Here is an 18845-nt window from a genome sequence, read left to right on the forward strand (position 1 = left end):
TTAAGTCTAACTATGTTGTCGCTGACTTCTTAAATGGTGAGAAATCTTGCGCTGAATTTACTGCTTTAAGCGGGAAAATAGCGTGTAATTTGCCAGATTTATTGTTTTTTTCGCTATGTTTTTTTCTACATGCTGCGCAACACGTTTGCGCTGATCTGAAAAAATTCACTTTGGTCTAACACTTATTGATAGCTATTGCTGCAGTTTAAAACTGCGCAAGATGCAGGCTTTCACATGGCTATCTAATTCTAGTAGAGGGACCCAATGGATAGATCAACACAACATAGCGATCAGCGGCATGCGGTTATTACCGTCGCGATCTGCTTTTTAATTGCAGTGATTGAAGGTCTGGATATTCAGGCAGCAGGTATTGCTGCGGCAGGTATCCGTGAGCATTTTGGTTTAGACAGCTCGCAGCTTGGGGTATTTTTTAGTGCGGGTATTTTAGGTTTATTGCCAGGTGCTTTGGTTGGCGGACGTTTTGCAGACCGTATTGGTCGTAAAAAAGTATTAATCTGGTCTACAGCAGTCTTTGCTTTATTTACCTTATGTACGGTGTGGGTGAATAGCTTTGAAAGCCTATTGGCGGTGCGCTTCTTGGCAGGTGCGGGTTTAGGGGCAGCCATGCCAATTTTAATTACTTTGGCATCTGAAGCTGTTTCGCCACAAAACCGTGGTCGTGCTGTGGGCTTGATGTATTGTGGTATGCCTGTGGGTGCAGCCATTTTATCTTTAATTGCCAGTACAGATTTTGGCTCAAACTGGAAAAACATTTTCTATTTGGGTGGTTTGCTGCCATTTATTGTCATTCCATTGATGATGTGGTTATTGCCAGAATCACGTGAATTCTTAAAAGCACAAGCGGCAGGTAAAGATGTCACAGCACAAAATGCTGCGCCAAAAGCATCTTTTAAAGATTTGTTTAATTCACAAAACTTATTGCGTACCTTATTTATTTGGGTGAGTTACTTCTTTACCTTGATGGTGGTTTACATCATGTTGAGCTGGTTACCATCTTTATTTATGGAATTAGGTTTCTCGCGTAAAGAAGGCAGTACTGCACAGTTCTATTTCATGGTGAGTGCGACAGTCGGTACTGTAATTTTGGGTATGCTGACCGACCGTTGGAAAAAAGCCTACGTGATTTTATTGATGTATGGTGGTATTTTGGCAGGTTTATTTGCTCTAAATGCAGCGGGTTCACTCATGCAAATGTATATGGCTTCAGCTTTGGTCGGTGCTTTTGTGATTGGCTGTCAGGGCGTGTTATATGCTTTTGGTAGTATTGTCTACCCAACTGAAGTACGTGGTACTGGGGTCGGTGTTGCCTCTGCTGTTGGTCGTGTAGGCGCAATGCTTGGCCCTGCTATTGCAGGTCAGTTGTTGGCAGCAGGCTTTGGTGCGGCTGGGGTTATTTCAGCAGCTATTCCATGTATTATTATTTCAGCCATTTTCATGTTGTTATTGGTACGTCGTATTCAAACTGTTTAAAAGGATGAGAACAGTTGAAAGACCAAATAGCCTGCACCTGCAGGCTGTTTTTTTGTATGTTGATCGCTGATTTTTGAGAGAAAATGCTCGAATGAAGTGTGACAAGTACTGTCGCAAAGCTGCCTGTTCTACTGGGTGGCAATGACGCAAGCAGGGTATAATAAGTCCTAAAAAACAGTAAATATAAGAGTATCATTTGAAGCAGAAAAAATTGATTGCAGAATTTCAGTTGGATCAACAGCAGTTTTCGCTGTATCTGATTGAATATGAATTTATTTTAGAACTGAAACGCCATTTTCGAGCAACACGGACTTCTCCAAAACAAAACGCGTGGCTGGCATTTGCCGATCAAGCTACTTATGAAGATGTCAACGCAGGTATTGATGCCTTTCAGGTGATGCGTTTAACCCGACAGCATTTGGTCAATTATTTAACTCGGCATCCACTGCCTTATTTTTATTTTCATGCCGCGACTGCACGCAAAGCCAAAATCTATCCACGTTTTGTACGGCAATTATTGTTACAGCTACCGAACTATCAACATTGTGCCGAAAACGATTCTTTTTATTTTTATCAAAGCGATACAACTCAGACTTAAATTTCAGCTATGCTGAGGGTAGCGTTTAAGATGGGAAAGGAAACAGCATGCAGCAGCTGAATAATGCCTTGATTGTGGTTGATGTGCAAAATGGTTTTTGTCCAGGAGGTAATTTGGCGGTTGCAAATGCCGATCAAATTATTCCCTGCATTAATGCGTTGGGACGTGTGTTTCAGAACATTGTGATCACCCAAGACTGGCATCCTGCAACGCATGTGTCCTTTGCTGCCAACCATGCAGGCAAACAGGACTATGAGCAGATTCAGCTCAGTTATGGCGAGCAAGTGTTGTGGCCTGTGCATTGTGTGCAAGGCACAGCTGATGCTGAATTACACCCAGATTTAGATTTGCCTACAGCACAATTGATTATACGCAAAGGTTTTCACGAGCAAATAGACAGTTATTCTGCCTTTATGGAAGCAGACCGCAAAACCACCACAGGCTTGGCGGCCTATTTAAAAGCCCGTGAAATTGATACGGTTTATATTGTGGGCATTGCCACCGACTTTTGTGTGGCGTGGACGGCAATAGATGCCTGTGAGTTGGGTTTTAGCACCTATGTGATTGAAGATGCCACCAAAGCGATTGATTTAAATGGCTCTTTAGAACAAGCATGGCAACAGATGTTGGCACAAGGAGTACAGCGAGTACAAAGTCAGCACTTACTTGGCTAAAACTAGATAACGAACTGGCCGCGAAAGGGAAGGGCGAAATCTTCCTTTTTGCTATAAAAATAGATTAAATGTAAAATAAAATAAATAAAAATCAATTTTTTACATATACCCAATTTTGACGAAATGTTCTGCGATTGATTGTGGGTGTAACATGATTGTCATAATCTCTACCTACCATGCCTTGCACAGAGGCGAAATAAGCAGACTGTCTTAAAAACAGCATAGAGAAGATATGGAACACTTTCAGCATTCATCTGATACTTATTTTAATCGTGAACTCTCTTTAATTGAGTTTAACCGTCGGGTCTTGGCGCAAGCTTTAGACCCAGAGTTACCTATTTTAGAGCGACTCAATTTTTTAATTATTTTTTCACGTAATTTAGATGAGTTTTTTGAAATTCGCGTTGCAGGTTTAATGAAGCAACTCGATTTGAATGCCATTACCCGTACCCCAGATGCCATTCCGACTGAACAGGTCTTGGTAGAACTGTCTGATAAAGTGCATCAGGCGGTGAAGCAGCAATACGACACTTTAAATTATGCCATTTTGCCGCAGCTGCAAAGTTTAGGGATTCACTTTATTCAATACCATGACATTGTGGATAAACATAAAGCGTGGATTGCCGATTATTTTGCCCGTCAGGTACAGCCTGTTTTAACGCCAATTAGCCTAGACCCATCGCATCCATTTCCGCGTTTGGTCAATAAAAGTCTGAACTTTATTGTCAGTTTACAAGGCAAAGATGCTTTTGGACGTGAAATTGAAATGGCGATTGTGCCTGCGCCACGCTCTTTGCCACGTTTAATCAATTTGCCAAAAGAAGTGGCAGGTAGTGCGACTGAACATATTTTCTTGACTGCGATTATTCAGCAGCATATCAATGATCTGTTCCCAGGCATGAAAGCCACAGGTTGCTATGCGTTTCGAGTGACCCGCAATGCCGACCTGATTTTGGCCGAAGATGTCGATGATTTGGCAGTTGCCTTAAAAGATGAATTATCGTCACGTCGTTTTGGGCGTGCGGTACGTTTAGAAATTGAAGATGATTGCCCGCAAGATATTATTGATTATTTGCTCAGAGAGTTTGATTTAGATGAGCAGCAATTATATCGGATTAGCGGGCCGATTAACCTGTCGCGTCTGACCAGTAGTTTTGACCGACCTGAATTGAAATATCCACCTTTTGCACCTGTGATTCCAAAAATATTTCGGAAGCAAAAACCGATGTTTGAGATTCTGAAAAAGCAGGATGTGTTGCTACATCACCCATTTGACTCTTTTCAGCCAGTGATTAATTTACTCAAAGAAGCGGCGAAAGACCCAAATGTGTTGGCGATTAAGCAAACGCTGTATCGTAGTGGCCCAGATTCTGAAATTGTGCAGGTACTTGCAGAAGCCGCACGTAATGGCAAAGAAGTCACTGCCGTGATCGAGCTACGCGCACGTTTTGATGAAGAATCCAACATTATGGTCGCCAACGTCTTGCAAGAGGCAGGCGCAGTGGTGGTGTATGGCATTGTCGGCTATAAAACCCATGCCAAAATGATTTTGATTGTGCGTCGTGAGCAAGATCAGTTGGTGCGCTATGTGCATTTGGGTACAGGCAACTATCATGCGGGCAATGCACGTATGTACACCGACTATGGTTTGATGACCACACATCCTGATATTTGTGAAGATGTGCATCGGGTGTTTCAGGAACTCACAGGCATGGGCAGATCGGCAAAATTAAAAAACTTGCTGCATGCACCATTTACCTTGCACAGTGAATTGCTCAAACTGATTGAACAAGAAATCGGGTTTGCACAAGCAGGCAAAGCTGCCCGAATTATCATTAAAGTCAATGCATTGACTGAGCCTGAGTTAATTACGGCTTTGTACCGTGCTTCGCAGGCAGGGGTACAGGTCGATTTAATTATCCGCTCGATTTGTTGTTTGATTCCAAAAGTGAAAGGTATGTCTGAGCGTATTCATGTCCGTTCGATTGTGGGACGCTTTTTGGAGCATACCCGCGTGTATTATTTTGAGCATGGTGGTGCAAAAAAATTGTACTGCGCCAGCGCAGACTGGATGGGGCGCAACTTATTTTCACGGGTGGAAACTTGCTTCCCTATTTTGGATGAGAAAATTAAACAGCGTATTGTAGAAGATGGCTTGCTGAGTTATTTGCATGACAATCAAAATGCGTGGGAGCTACAAGCCAATGGCGAATGGCAGAAAGCTGCTGTGGTGGGGCAGGCTGCTGTACACAATGCGCAAATGTATTTGGTCGAGCAGAAGCAGTTGAATGTGTAAATTGGGCTGCAGTAAATGGATGTGATCTAGCATCTGTGAGTATAAAAAACCTGAGTATGTGTGCATACTCAGGTTTTTATGCTTTTAAGGCATCTCATGGATTATTTTAAGAAGCTCTTGAATGTTTGCCTTTTAGAATTTCAGTTCGCAGGCTTTGCGCCAACTCAGCCGATTGGCTGTCCATGCCATTAACCATAAAGGCATGGCGCATCAGCACATTGGTCGGATTTGGCATACTCACCAATTCATAATGCGTAGACAGTTCATCTAGTAATTCATTCGGTAAATGCACTGCATTTTCACGAGCAGATAATTGATGCACCAAACGCTCTGCTGCCTGCACTGCAGATAACTGCATGGCTTCGACTGCGGTTGATAAACCACTGCGAGTTTGCAACACAAAACGCTTTTCTTCACGATAACGCTTATACAGCACTTCAGACAATAACTGGAACACCGTGCCAATCATGGCCATACAGGCTGCTGCATTTGGTGTATTGGCTGCAATACTGAGTGTTGCGCCATCTTCATGGAATGGTTGTACTGTTTGAATGTCGGAACGGTTTAACTTGTAGTGTTGTACGCACAGTTCAATGCTTTTGTTCAGGAAAATCTGACATAAGCTAAAATAAGGCACAGACACACTTTGCGTGACCGTGTCTAATAATTGTTTCGGGTCATAAAACTGAATATTCAGCGCAATGTTGTTTTGCTCTTGGCTTTGCTCAATGGCTTTGTTTGCTTTAGGCGACATCACAGGTTTAGGCTGTTGCTGTGCCTGCGCAAGTGCCAAAGCCGTTTGATGTTTTTCTTGTTCAAGGGCTTGCGTCAATAATTGTAATTCGTGTTTAAGGCGAGATTCATTATTAATGCGTGCTAAATATTCACTACGACTTGGACGGGCAATCGCGCGATAAGCCAACCATAACAAGCCATGAACCAATAATGATAAAAGTGTCGCTAACCATTGGGTACGCAGAATTTCACCAATACTTGGCTGAATTAAGGTAATTTCAACGCTGCCGACTTTCTTTTCATTGATGATTGCATCGCGGACAAAGACTTCACCTTCACGGGTACGTGACTGTCCACCTGTCGCCAAGACCTGATTTTGCGCATCTAAAATACGAATAGAAGCAATGCTTGGATTGGTGGCATAACGATTCACCAATAATGCCAGTGATACTGTATTGGCAGGTTCCAGCTCAGAAAGGCTGTCTGTGACCAGTTGGCTGGTCATTAACTGCCCCTGATTGGCGCGGTTTTCATTTAATTGGTGTGTTGTTGCAAGCACCAATAAAAAGGTGTGAAAAGCAAAACTTACAATCAATAGGCTAGCAAATAGCCCTTGTCTAGGCGCATTCAAGGTAAAACTTCCAAGGCATTTATATTCAATTTAGATTATGATTCTCACAATAGTTGTAGCTCAGACCCGAGTCAATTCATGCGAGAAATCATTCTTATATCATTTTTAGGACCTGACCAACCTAATCAGTTTACTCGATTAATGCAGGTATTGTCCGCTCATTCCTTACAAATCTTAGATGTTGGCCAAGCTGTTATTCATAATCAACTGACTTTAGGTATTGTTGTTGCATCAGAAGACCAGACTGCAACTGCTTTAGCCATGAAGGAGATTCTGATTTTAGCACATGATATTGGCTTAACTGTGCGTTTTAAACCAATCTCTGCAACTGAATATGAGCAATGGGTCAAAGAAGGCGGTCGTACCCGTTATATCGTGACTGCACTGGCACCAGAGCTGAATGCCTCACATTTACAGGCGGTCACGCATATTGTATCTAGCCAAGGTTTTAACATTGAAACTGTAACCCGTTTGTCGGGTCGCCCACAGCTTAATGTAGCCGAAGATGAACCTAAACGTGCTTGCATTCAGTTTGGATTAAGTGGACAAATGCTAGATGCAGTTGCCATGCGTGCTGCGTGTTTAAGCCTGTCGAATGAACTGAGTGTGGATGTCGCGGTACAAGAAGACAATGCCTACCGTCGTAACCGCCGTTTAGTTTGTTTTGATATGGACTCGACCCTGATTGAGCAGGAAGTGATTGATGAGTTGGCTATTGAAGCAGGCGTAGGCGATCAGGTAGCTGAAATTACCGAACGTGCCATGCAGGGTGAATTGGATTTTCAGCAAAGTTTCCGTGCCCGTGTGGCATTGCTGAAAGGCTTAGATGCTGCAGTGTTACCTAAAATTGCAGAGCGACTTACAGTCACTGAAGGTGCCGAGCGTTTAATTTCAACGCTGAAATCCTTGGGTTATCGCACTGCAATTTTGTCGGGTGGTTTCCAGTATTTTGCAGAATACCTACAGGAAAAACTAGGGATTGATGAAGTGCATGCCAACATTTTAGATGTGGAAAATGGCGTGGTAACGGGTGAGGTTAAAGGCCATATTGTCGATGGTGCACGTAAGGCATTATTGCTACGTGAACTGGCAGAAAAAATGGGTATTTCTTTAGAGCAAGCCATTGCTGTGGGGGATGGTGCCAACGACTTGCCAATGCTTTCCATTGCAGGTTTAGGTGTAGCATTCCGTGCTAAACCTTTGGTGCGTCAGAATGCCAATCAAGCCATTTCTAGTGTTGGATTAGATGGTGTGCTGTACTTATTGGGTGTGCATGACAAAGATTTGAACCGCGCCTAATATGACAAATCAATGAAAAAAACGCGGCAGTCATGCTGCGTTTTTTGTTTTTATAATCAGCAGATAACGATAAACGGTAAGGAAAAACTGCCGATAAAAACAACAACAAGATCGAATCAAAAAAATTTTTTTTAGGGCAAAAATATAAGGTGTTTTTTTGTAATGACACGCGAATAAAGAGCCTGCTTCACTTCCCGAAAACTACCAAATTAAAAAAATGTAATGACAATATAATATTGCGACAAGGTGTGTCGCTTTATGAAAATACAAGTCTTTTTTTATCGAAAAAACGCAGCATAATGCATGCATAGAATTTAAATCGACATCCATTATTTATTTAAACGGTATTTGAAGTCGCAGACCAATTTAAAAAATGAGGCTGCATCTTTAGACGGAGGTTTTTATGGTAACAGCGAATTTAGCGACCATTGTTGGCTTAAGCCTAGTCGCAGCTGCGTTGATTGCTGTTTTCTTTTCGCCTTATCGTCGCTGGTTAAACTTTATGTTGGCAGGTATGGTTTTTTGGGGCTTGTTAGAAGTGGTACGCTACAGTGTACAACGTGTGTTTGAGCTGCCAATTACCTATAGTTATCTGTCTGCAATTTGCTTGGCGATGGCATTGGTAACTTTATTATTATTACGAGAAGATCGACGCGCAGAACGTGCTTTGGCAAAACGCCGCTATATTGAACATACCCCAGTGTATGAAGATGATCAGCAGCAATGCTCAAGCCGTTAATTAAAATAGATCCTTGATTTAAAAAAGATGCAACAGGTTTGCATCTTTTTTAGTTTATAAACACGGCTAACTCACCCATAAAGTGTGCGACAAAAGTTTAACATCCAGCTTAAGATTGTTATACAAAGCCTTGCGGTAAAAAGCAGGAGTTGTGATAGGATGATGCGATCAACTCTCCAACAATTACAATAGGCTTCACAGTCATGAAACTTTCTGCAATTCCTGTGGTCAAACTTCCTTTAGTTGATGTCAGTACCGATCCACTTGATCTTTTAGTGGCAGGTTTGGCATTACGCATGAAACAGCTGGCACGTACCAGTCCAAAATTTATTGAGTTGGTGCATGAGCGTCAGTTCCGTATTCAAATTGGTACAGATTTGGGCATGGCGCGTCAAATTATTGTCAACAATGGTCATATTGATACGGTTGCTGGCGATGCAGAAAAAGCGGATTTTGTTTTGCAATTTGCAGACAGTGAGCAAGGGGTGAAAACCTTGATGAAAGGTGACCCAACTGCATTTATGACTGGTATGCAAAATGGCAGCATTAAAATGGAAGGTGACTTTGGCTTGTTAGTGTGGTTTAACCAAGCAGCGAAATTAATTCCGCCTAAATTGCCAAAACCTGTAAAAGAAAAAATTAAATTAGCACGTCAGTTTATTAAACAAAAAACAGGCAAATAAGTTGCCATGATGTGAAAAAACCTCTGATCAGTTTTGACAGAGGTTTTTTAATGCACTTTATTCTACTTCTAAACAGAAAGTCACAGGCCCATCATTGACCAAATGTACTTTCATATCGGCAGCAAAAATACCCGTTTCTACTTGATCAAACTGGCTTTTGGCATAGTCCACCAATTGTTCGTAGAGCACTTGAGCGGCTTGTGGGGGCATGGCGGGGCCAAAATCAGGACGTAAACCTTTTTGAGTCTGTGCCATCAGGGTAAATTGTGAAACCAATAACACACCGCCATTGGCTTGGCTCACATTCCAGCCCATTTTGCCTTGTTCATCATCAAAAAAACGATATTTTAAAATTTTATCAATCAGCTTTTTGCCTTTTTCAAAATTATCGTCTTTGCCTAAACCTAAGAACACCAAAATACCCTGTTGAATCTCGCCAGTGATTTTGCCATCGACCACGACTTTAGCTTCAAGAACCCGTTGTAATAATGCGCGCATACTCAGTATTAATCTAAGTGAAGATGGCGAGATTCTAACAAATTCATGCCCGCTGGCGTGATTAAAGATCAGCCCGCATCTAATAGCGAAGCGATAAACCCACTGAAAATGAAAATGAAAAGGAATGGAGCCGTACAGTGCAGCAAAGTTGTAACAAGATTGTCGATAAAAGCCCTTTTTTGCTGAAAAAATTATGCTTTAATGCAAGAAGGACTGCGAAATGATGAGCACTATGACCCCAATTATTCAATCTTTGCTTGATACAGATTTGTATAAATTCACCATGTTACAGGTGGTACTGCATAAGTTTCCGCAAACACACAGTGTTTATCAGTTCCGCTGTCGTAACCTTGAAGATACTGCCTATCCACTGACCGATATTTTAGATGAACTAAATGAACAGCTCGATCACTTGTGTCAGCTGAAATTTAAAGAAGATGAATTGCAGTATTTGCGCAATTTACGCTTTATTAAAAGTGATTTTGTCGATTATTTAGAACTGTTCCAGCTCAAACGCCGTTTTATTCAGGCTAGTATTGATGCACAGGGCCGCTTGGACATTCGGGTGGAAGGCCCAATGGTACAAGCCATGATGTTTGAAATTTTTGTGCTGGCCATTGTGAATGAACTGTATTTCCAGCGAATTCGCACAGATGAGGTCTGGGCAGAAGGCGAGCGACGTTTACAGCAAAAAATTGCCCTGATTCAGGACTATCAACAGCAGCAACAACCTGAAGACCCGCCATTTTTAGTGTCAGATTTTGGTACGCGTCGTCGTTATAGCTTTGCTTGGCAAAAGCATGTGGTAGCAGCTTTTCATCAAGCTGTACCCGATGTATTCCGTGGCACCAGTAATGTTCTGTTAGCCAAAGAATTAGGTATTACGCCTATTGGTACCATGGCACATGAATTTTTACAGGCTTTTCAGGCATTGGATGTGCGTCTGCGCGATTTCCAAAAAGCTGCGTTGGAAACTTGGGTGCAGGAATATCGGGGTGATTTAGGTATTGCCCTGACCGATGTTGTGGGAATGGATGCTTTCCTGCGTGATTTTGACCTATATTTTGCCAAGTTATTTGATGGTTTGCGACATGACAGTGGCGACCCGTATGCGTGGGGCGATAAAGCCTATGCACATTATAAAAAGCTGAAAATTGACAGCAAAACTAAAATGCTGACCTTTAGTGATGGATTGAATGTTGAAAAAGCATGGGCCTTGCATCAGTACTTTAAAGACCGTTTTCAGGTCAGTTTTGGGATTGGTACCAATTTAACCAATGACATGGGGCAAACGGCACTGAATATTGTGTTGAAGCTGGTCGAGTGTAATGGTCAGTCGGTGGCGAAATTGTCAGATAGTCCTGGTAAAACCATGACCGATAATGACACCTTCTTGGCATATTTGCGCCAAGTTTTTGATATTCAGGCACCAGTTTAAAGACCAACAAGCCTAAAAAACTGAAAAAAGACCGAAGAAAATCTTCGGTTTTTTTCTAGATTAAAGCATGTGATTGTTAAAATTCTGAGAAAGTTATGAAAAAAACAGCATGTGCCCAAAAATGACCTATACTAAGTTAAAGTGGATTGCCAACCAGACTGAACAGCATAAAAATGAACGCTTCACCATTCGATTTTGGACTGCTGATTGAAGCAGAAGATTTAGTCCCCGTTTTAGGACATGACAAATTACGCATTGTCGATTTAAGCCGTAATTCGGTGTATGAGCAATTGCATCTGCCGCATGCCTTACAGGTCAAACCGAGCATGTTGTTACGTCAGGATGAAGATACTTCAGGTCTATTGCCAGAACCTGAAGCCTTGCAGGAGCTGATTCAGTATTTGAATATCTCGCCTGAGCATCATGTGGTGGCTTATGATGATGAAGGCGGTGCATGGGCAGGGCGTTTGATCTGGAACTTGCACTGTTTGGGCTTTGAAAATACCAGTTTGCTGAATGGCGGTATTCATGCTTGGTTGGCCGCAGGTTTACCGACTACTTCTGAAGTTGAATCACTGAAACCTGTCAGTACACTTGCTCCTGTTGTAGCGCAAAATCAGTATCGTATTCAATATGATGAGCTATTAGAAAAGTGCCAAAACCAGTCGGTACAACTGTGGGATTGCCGTACTGTAGACGAATATACAGGGCTGCGTTTGGCTGCACGACGCGGTGGTCACATACCAGGGGCATTGCATTTTGAATGGAGTACTGCCCTTAATCGTGAAAATCATTTAAAATTGCATCCCTTAGAACGCACACGACAGCGTCTGGAACAACTCGGATTTAATCTCAACGAACCTGTAGTGGTGTATTGTCAGTCACATCACCGTTCAGGTCTGGCCTATATTTTAGGAAGATTACTGGGTTGGCAAATTCAGGCCTACGATGGTGCGTGGAGTGAATGGGGCAACCGCCCTGACAGTCCTGTTATTACTGGAGAGTTGCCGTCTTGAGCCTCACATCACGTTTAAAAAAACAAATTTTCATTCAGGCACAACGCGTTGTGCCACAACATCAATTATCACGTGTAGTGGGTAAACTTGCAGCCAGTGAACATCCTGTGCTCAAAAATGCAGTGATTACTGCATTCAAGGCACAATACGGCATTGATATGTCTTTGGCAGAGCAAAGTAATGCCTTGAAATATAAGTCTTTTAATGATTTTTTTACCCGTTCTTTAAAGCAAGGTGTGCGTGAAATTGACAGCAATCCGAACAGCATTGTATCGCCTGCCGATGGGGCGATTTCGCAGTTAGGTAAAATTGAGAATGGTGCGATTTTTCAGGCCAAAGGTCAGCAATTTACTGTTGAAAACTTAATTGCCGACCCGCAATTGGCTGAACCCTTTAAAAATGGTCAGTTTGCAACCGTATATTTATCTCCACGTGATTATCACCGTGTACACATGCCTTTTGCAGGCACACTCACCGAAACTTTATATGTGCCGGGGGAGTTGTTTTCTGTCAATCAAACCACAGCCGAAAATATTCCGGGTTTATTTGCCCGCAATGAGCGCATGGTCTGTTTGTTTGATACCGAAGTGGGGCGTATGGCGGTCGTTTTGGTGGGCGCCATGATTGTAGCGGGCATTGAAACCGTGGCGACAGGTAAAGTAAAACCATCGGGACGTTTGGAGCTGAATCAGCACCAGTTATTCCTTGAAAAAGGTGCAGAATTAGGACGTTTTTATTTGGGTTCAACCGCGATTGTTTTGTTTGAAGAAAATAAAATGCAGTGGGATGCCGAATTCAAGGCTAATTCTGTGGTGGAAATGGGGAAAGCCCTGGGACATATCGTTTCTGCTGAATAAAATATGTGAATAAAGAAATAAAAAACGCCAAAGTAATTTGGCATTTTTTTGTTTTTTAAATCTGTAATTTATTGTCTATTTTAGCTCAACCAGCGCTTAAGTTTCGTAATACAAACGCTCTTTTGGGAACACGACTTTAAATATAGAGCCTTGATTTTCTTTAGATTCGACTTCTAAGTGTGCATTATGCTGCATCAAAACGTGCTTCACAATTGCTAAACCTAAACCAGTACCGCCTGTTTGTCGGCTACGTGCGCTGTCTACACGATAAAAGCGTTCGGTTAAGCGTGGTAAGTGTTTCGGATCAATCCCGATGCCTGTATCTTCCACAGTAAAATAACCTTGATTGCCATCATCATGCCAGCCAATGGTAATCGTCCCACCTTTCGGGGTATATTTAATCGCATTGGTGATCAGGTTGCTAAAGGCACTGGCCAATTCTACATCTGAACCAATCAGATCATAATGACTGTCAATATTTAAGTTGAGCGTATGTCCATAATCGACGTTATAGGCATGTGCATCGTCAAATAATTGATTCATTAAACTTGGCATTTCAATAATTTGATTTTTGGCGATGGTTTTTTCATTTTCCAGACGCGACAGCAGCAGCAGGTCATTTACCAAAGCGTTCATGCGTCGGGTTTGTGACTGCATTTGCTCAAAAGCACGTTTCCAACGCGGGTTAATATCTTCCTGATCGGTAAAGGTTTCGATATAACCACTCAGCACCGTTAGCGGAGTGCGTAATTCGTGTGAAATATTATCGACAAAGTCTTTACGCATTTGTTCTAGGTTATGCATACGCGTCATGTCGTAAGCAAATAACAAACGGCTATCGCCACCAAACTGAGTCATTTTGACTTGCACATATTGCCCTTCATGCACGCTAGATTTCATTTTTAAACCGTCAGGTGCTTGATCAATATGATTAAAATATTCAATAAAACTAGGTTGGCGCAAAATAGTGAGGATGTTGCGTCCACGGTCTAAAGGCTGAATACCCAATAGCTTTTCAGCAGCAGGGTTCCACCATTCAATTTGATGATTTTCATCAATCAGCATCACGGCTTCATCCAACGCCACCAATGAAGACTGGGCGCGATCAATCAACCCGACCATTTCGGCCTGAACGATACGTTCCTGACGTTGTGAGCGATAAACATTGAACAGTAATGCACCCCAAATACCATGCAGATTTGGCGGCACATCATAAGGACGATTGGAAATCCAATCATTAACTAAATAGAGGGAGCGCATTTGCTGAAGAAAAAACAGCAAAAAGGCGAGGCTAATACAAATCCAAAAATACCCAATCCCAAAACCAATCAAGCTTGCAATAATTAGGAAAAAGGCCAATAAACGAAAATCTTGTTTGGCAAAAGTCCATAAACTGCTGTAACGAACTTGTTTGAGGTCACGGGCGAGTTCAGGGACTGGGTAAGGTTCGTACATAAAATAATTTTAGCCTAAAGCAACATCCGCACGTGTCGAGAAGCGATAGCCTGTACCACGTACCGTTTGTACAAAACGGTCTACGCCATACGGTTCTAAAACTTTACGTAAACGACGAATATGCACATCAATAGTTCGGTCTTCAATATATACATTGCCGCCCCAGACTTGGTCAAGCAATTGCGCACGGGTATAGGCACGCTCAGGATGGGTCATAAAGAACGCAAGTAAGCGATATTCAGTTGGTCCCATTTCTAAAATATTGTCCCCAAAACTAACACGCTGGCTGACTGGGTCCAAAATTAAACCGTTGGCATCAATAGTTTTTTCACCGCTTAAGGCATTGGCACGACGTAAGACCGCTTTAATACGTGACACCAGTTCACGGGTCGAGAACGGCTTAGTCATGTAGTCGTCCGCGCCAGCATCTAAACCTTGAACCTTGTGGTCTTCTTCGCCACGTGCAGTGAGCATAATCACAGGAATTTCAGCAAGGTTGTCATCGCGTTTTAGGCGACGGCACAAGTCTACACCGCTGACACCGCCTGGCATCATCCAATCAAGCAAGATAAGCGCTGGACGTTGATCGACAATCATCTGATGAGCTTGTTTTGCATCTTCTGCTTGTAAGCACTGAAAGCCTGCCATATCTAAAGAGGTATGGATCATCTCCCGAATTGGAAGTTCGTCATCGACGATTAAAATGTAGTCATCTTTCACAACGCAATATCCTATAGATGTTAACGGTGGACCGTTTTATTTATGACAGGCTTATTACAAAGATTAATTATGACAGTATCATTGCAGAAAGGGTTGAATGGGCTATTTTTGCAATAATTTGTGACAAAATAGTGTCGATTTGATGAAAAAACTGAATAGATTCAGTCAAAGTAAATATTGTCTGCTGACACTTCGTCTATGTTTGCGACGTGAGAGATATATCTCGCAAGATTTTTTAGCTGATATAAGGCATGAGGCAGGAAATTTAGTTATTCTAAGTGACTGACTCATAACGCAATAGCGGCAAAAAAATATGCTCGTTCCGAAGGACTGTAGCTAAAACTTTCTCAGATTGCGTTATGAAACTTGGCAATAGACCCACTATTCCCTGCGTTTCATGCCTGATCTGCTCAGTTTTAGCCTACAGCGCAAGCCATTTATGAAATGTCAGCAGACCCCTCTGAATTTGAAAAATATTATGAATATTTTTCGATTTTATGACAATGTCGAAGAATCTTTCACAAAAGCTTGCTCTTTTTCCGAAAAGGTCTGTAATAACGATAAAAATACAATACGGCAAGAAGACAAGACATCTTCCATGGATTGTTTGAAATCGCTCATCACCCAGCGAATCGCAATTTGGGTGACATAACCATTTAAGCCTGTCGCTACCAGTGAAATTTCTCGGTTGGGGCGGTCTAAATGCGGCATCATCAGCATGACAAAGGCCTGAATCATGCGGTCAAAACGCGACATAGTTTCGTGAATGGTGGCTTGGTTATGTAGTTCTTGCACCAGCATGGCATCAATATAAATAATACGTGCCATTTGCGGGTTATTTTTTAGCGTGGTCAGTAAAGCAGTCAGTCCTGCATCAATCATTTTTTTAGGATCAGCCGAGGCTTGCATAATGGCTTGCATGACATTTTGCTGTAATTCATCAATCAATTTTAAAAAAATGGTCTGAAACAGTTCTTCGCTTTTTTTAAAGGATTCGTAGAAATAGCGCTCGGTTAGTTTGGCTTCGGTACAAATATCTTTTACGGTCACGGCAAAAAAACCATGCGTGCCATAGGCTTGAATACCTGCCTCAATCAGTTTTTCACGACGCGCCTGTTTGCGCTCAGTTAAAGACAAGCCTTTAAACTGACGTTCTTTTTGTTGTTTCTGGGTGGTTTTTTCTGTTTCTGCAGTCACGGGCAGTTGTTCTGTCATGTTCAGTTAAGCCAAATAAGAACCGTAATTAGGCTTTATACTAGCAATAATTATCTGTTAAACCTATGTTTTCAGATTCATTTGCGATATTCGTACTGGCTTATATTGACAATACTTATTGTCAAAATTATATTTAAACCACAGCGCATCGCACAGCCCTACAAAACAACAAGCAGGTCTGAACTGTGCACGCCACATACTCAAGGAAATCACATGAAAAATTTTAAAAATAAAGTTGCCGCAATTACAGGCGCAGGCTCGGGTATTGGGCAGCAATTGGCTGTTCTATTGGCGAAGCAAGGCTGTCATTTATCGCTCAGTGATGTGAATGAACAAGGTTTGGCCCAAACTGTAGACTTGTTAAAAGACAGCAATGTTCGTGTGACCATTAAAAAGGTGGATGTATCTCAGCTGGAGCAAATGCGTGCTTGGGCGGCAGAAACTGTACAAGATCACGGCTCGGTGAATATGATTTTTAATAATGCAGGCGTGGCTTTGGGTTCTACTGTAGAGGGTGCAACTTACGAAGAGCTGGAGTGGATTGTTGGGATTAACTTTTGGGGCGTGGTGTATGGCACCAAAGAGTTTTTGCCTTTAATTAAACAAACGGGCGATGGTCATATTATTAATATTTCCAGTTTATTTGGTTTAACCGCACAACCGACTCAGTCTGCCTATAACGCAACCAAATTTGCGGTGCGTGGTTTTACAGAGTCTTTGCGTCAGGAATTGGACTTGGAAAACTGCGGTGTGAGTGCATTGAGTGTGCATCCAGGCGGGATTCGTACCAATATTGCCAATAACGCAAAAATGAATGACAGCATGCGTACGTTGGGCATGAATCCTGAAAAATCGGCACGTGCGTTTAATAAATTATTGCGTTGCCCACCTGAAGAAGCAGCACGTCAAATTTTAGAAGCCGTACAAAAAGATAAACGCCGTTTATTGATTGGTAATGATGCGAAAACCTTAGATTTGATTCAGCGTATTGTTCCAACTGGGTATCAAAAAGTCACAGCGTGGGCAACCAAGCTGGGTAAAAAACGCAGTTAATCTAATCTGAAAGATGAGATAGCCCCGACCATTCAGACCAAAACCTGAATGGTCTTTTTCTTCCAGACGAATTGATAATATGCGCCTTGACCAATGCACAGGCTCACAAAGGCCAAAGCATAGGCATACCAAATACCTTCCAAGCCCCAGCGTTGACTAAACAAATACGCACATGGCACTTCAATCAGCACAATGGCTAAAATATTGATGATCATGGGTACAGTGACTGTACCACTGGCACGCATAATTGAGGCAAAAATTGCACTGGCACCAAAGAATACTATAGCCCACAACACAATAAATAACAGTTGTTGACCTAGCACCACCACTGCAGGATCGGTAATAAACAGCGCCATCAGATATTTAGAAAATAAATAACCCAAAGTGACTAAAATACCTGTAATTAGCAGATTCATGCCCAAGGCAGTACGGGTGACTTTGGCCAGTAATTCGGCTTTGCCTGCTCCAATAGCTTGTGCTGCAAAAATTGACGCAGCTATGGCAATGGATAGTGCAGGAAATTGAATATAGTTCAACACCTGATTGACAGCACCATAAGCGGCAGTGGCCGCAGCACCATGTCGATTAACCAAACCAACAATCACCAAACCCGCCAGAGAGGTGGTGACCATTTGTAAGCCCGTAGGAATGCCTAAGCGTAAAATCACCTTGCTTAGATTGGGTTGATGCCGAATTTGACGTAGCAGATGCTTATCCATTTTTAGGGGATGGTTCTTTTTATTCAGGTAAATCACCAAAAAAATTAAAACAGCCAAATAGCCCAGAATGGTGGCAATGGCAGGGGCAATAATGCCCAAGCGAGGAAAGCCAAAATAACCTGCAATCAGGATGGGGGTAATCACTAAGCCCATTAAACTGGTCAGACTTAGGGCAATGAGCGGTGTAAGGCTATCGCCCACTCCACGTAAAATAGAGGTATAAATAATATACACAAACAGCAGTGGGCTGCCTGCCAACATCCATTGCACATACGGCAGGGATAGATGCATCACTTTAGGGTCTGTGCCCAATAAGATTAAAATTTGTTTGGCAAAAATTACCCCTAAACAGGCAATCAAACTGCCGCCAATCAGGGTCATAAATAAAGTCGAGCCGACAATACAGCGCACTTTTTCGACATTTTGTGCGCCCCATGCTTGTCCAACCAACACGGTCGAGCCTGCCGAAAGCCCAATCACAAAGGCCATTAGGCAAAAAATAATGGGAAAAAATACCGACACTGCAGCAATGGCTTCCACACCCAGCATTTGCCCGACAAAAATTGTGTTAATGGTGCCAGAAAGATTTTGCAAAATATTGGTGGCAATCAGTGGCAATAGAAATACCAAAAAGGTTTTCCAAAGCTGAGGGTGATCGACCAGTGCCTGAGGTCTTGCCATGCCAAATCCTGCGCTTCACTATGCGGTTGTTTGAAATTTCACCCTAG

General features: G+C 42.3%; 17 protein-coding genes. 11 read left to right on the plus strand and 6 right to left on the minus strand.

From position 1 onward, the window contains the following. The first annotated feature begins 264 nt into the window (after positions 1 to 264). The 4 genes from mhpT to ppk1 all read left to right on the plus strand — a co-directional run bounded on the left by mhpT (position 265) and on the right by ppk1 (position 5059). On the plus strand, positions 265 to 1491 hold the full coding sequence (gene mhpT, locus HYG89_RS08250; RefSeq protein WP_131261231.1) for a 3-(3-hydroxy-phenyl)propionate transporter MhpT: 1227 nt from the start codon (positions 265 to 267) through the stop codon (positions 1489 to 1491). Positions 1492 to 1687: 196 nt separating this feature from the next. Further along, on the plus strand, positions 1688 to 2089 hold the full coding sequence (locus HYG89_RS08255; RefSeq protein ID WP_131261230.1) for a hypothetical protein: 402 nt from the start codon (positions 1688 to 1690) through the stop codon (positions 2087 to 2089). A 47-nt stretch (positions 2090 to 2136) separates the two neighbouring features. Continuing rightward, positions 2137 to 2763, plus strand: coding sequence for a bifunctional nicotinamidase/pyrazinamidase (gene pncA, locus HYG89_RS08260; protein WP_104852749.1), 627 nt, complete (start codon positions 2137 to 2139; stop codon positions 2761 to 2763). A gap of 232 nt (positions 2764 to 2995) precedes the next feature. Then, a complete protein-coding gene (gene ppk1, locus HYG89_RS08265) occupies positions 2996 to 5059 on the plus strand; it encodes a polyphosphate kinase 1 (protein WP_131261229.1) in 2064 nt (687 codons plus the stop codon). Between the two features lie 106 nt (positions 5060 to 5165). Here the strand turns inward: ppk1 and HYG89_RS08270 are convergent, their stop codons facing one another. Next, the gene (locus HYG89_RS08270) at positions 5166 to 6425 is read right to left on the minus strand and encodes a hypothetical protein (protein WP_178867055.1); all 1260 of its coding nucleotides are present in this window, start codon (positions 6423 to 6425) and stop codon (positions 5166 to 5168) included. 78 nt (positions 6426 to 6503) lie between these two features. On the opposite strand from HYG89_RS08270, the gene serB reads away from it, so the two are divergent. The 3 genes from serB to HYG89_RS08285 all read left to right on the plus strand — a co-directional run bounded on the left by serB (position 6504) and on the right by HYG89_RS08285 (position 9146). After that, entirely contained in the window at positions 6504 to 7724 is a 1221-nt protein-coding gene (serB, locus tag HYG89_RS08275; protein WP_178867057.1) for a phosphoserine phosphatase SerB, read from the plus strand. 403 nt (positions 7725 to 8127) lie between these two features. Beyond that, complete coding sequence (aciT, locus tag HYG89_RS08280; RefSeq protein ID WP_019838067.1) at positions 8128 to 8463, plus strand: ciprofloxacin tolerance protein AciT; 336 nt, start codon at positions 8128 to 8130, stop codon at positions 8461 to 8463. 203 nt (positions 8464 to 8666) lie between these two features. After that, positions 8667 to 9146 (plus strand): SCP-2 sterol transfer family protein, encoded by a 480-nt coding sequence (locus tag HYG89_RS08285; RefSeq protein WP_168460472.1) that lies wholly within the window; start codon positions 8667 to 8669, stop codon positions 9144 to 9146. A gap of 57 nt (positions 9147 to 9203) precedes the next feature. Here HYG89_RS08285 and dtd read toward each other — a convergent pair whose 3' ends face one another. Next, complete coding sequence (dtd, locus tag HYG89_RS08290) at positions 9204 to 9644, minus strand: D-aminoacyl-tRNA deacylase (protein WP_178867059.1); 441 nt, start codon at positions 9642 to 9644, stop codon at positions 9204 to 9206. Positions 9645 to 9876: 232 nt separating this feature from the next. On the opposite strand from dtd, the gene pncB reads away from it, so the two are divergent. The 3 genes from pncB (at position 9877) to asd (ending at position 12955) form a co-directional block, all read left to right on the plus strand. Next, entirely contained in the window at positions 9877 to 11082 is a 1206-nt protein-coding gene (gene pncB / locus HYG89_RS08295; RefSeq protein ID WP_168417727.1) for a nicotinate phosphoribosyltransferase, read from the plus strand. A 173-nt stretch (positions 11083 to 11255) separates the two neighbouring features. Further along, on the plus strand, positions 11256 to 12098 hold the full coding sequence (locus HYG89_RS08300) for a sulfurtransferase (protein WP_178867061.1): 843 nt from the start codon (positions 11256 to 11258) through the stop codon (positions 12096 to 12098). Next, entirely contained in the window at positions 12095 to 12955 is an 861-nt protein-coding gene (gene asd, locus HYG89_RS08305; protein WP_178867063.1) for an archaetidylserine decarboxylase, read from the plus strand. Before HYG89_RS08300 ends, asd begins: the two co-directional genes overlap by 4 nt. 96 nt (positions 12956 to 13051) lie before the next feature. On the opposite strand, the gene phoR is transcribed toward asd, so the two are convergent. From phoR to HYG89_RS08320, 3 genes are all read right to left on the minus strand, one after another. Next, positions 13052 to 14410 (minus strand): phosphate regulon sensor histidine kinase PhoR, encoded by a 1359-nt coding sequence (phoR, locus tag HYG89_RS08310; protein WP_178867065.1) that lies wholly within the window; start codon positions 14408 to 14410, stop codon positions 13052 to 13054. 9 nt (positions 14411 to 14419) lie between these two features. Further along, a complete protein-coding gene (gene phoB, locus HYG89_RS08315; RefSeq protein ID WP_004974162.1) occupies positions 14420 to 15130 on the minus strand; it encodes a phosphate regulon transcriptional regulator PhoB in 711 nt (236 codons plus the stop codon). 495 nt (positions 15131 to 15625) lie between these two features. Continuing rightward, positions 15626 to 16345 carry a TetR/AcrR family transcriptional regulator gene (locus HYG89_RS08320; protein ID WP_004974164.1) on the minus strand — a complete coding sequence of 240 codons (720 nt, stop codon included), beginning with the start codon at positions 16343 to 16345 and terminating at the stop codon, positions 15626 to 15628. A 213-nt stretch (positions 16346 to 16558) separates the two neighbouring features. On the opposite strand from HYG89_RS08320, the gene HYG89_RS08325 reads away from it, so the two are divergent. Next, on the plus strand, positions 16559 to 17398 hold the full coding sequence (locus HYG89_RS08325) for an SDR family oxidoreductase (RefSeq protein WP_178867067.1): 840 nt from the start codon (positions 16559 to 16561) through the stop codon (positions 17396 to 17398). 32 nt (positions 17399 to 17430) lie between these two features. On the opposite strand, the gene HYG89_RS08330 is transcribed toward HYG89_RS08325, so the two are convergent. After that, positions 17431 to 18798, minus strand: coding sequence for an MATE family efflux transporter (locus HYG89_RS08330; protein ID WP_178867070.1), 1368 nt, complete (start codon positions 18796 to 18798; stop codon positions 17431 to 17433). Positions 18799 to 18845: the final 47 nt, after the last annotated feature.

Source organism: Acinetobacter sp. SwsAc5, assembly GCF_013391485.1.
GTDB classification, from domain to species: domain Bacteria; phylum Pseudomonadota; class Gammaproteobacteria; order Pseudomonadales; family Moraxellaceae; genus Acinetobacter; species Acinetobacter towneri.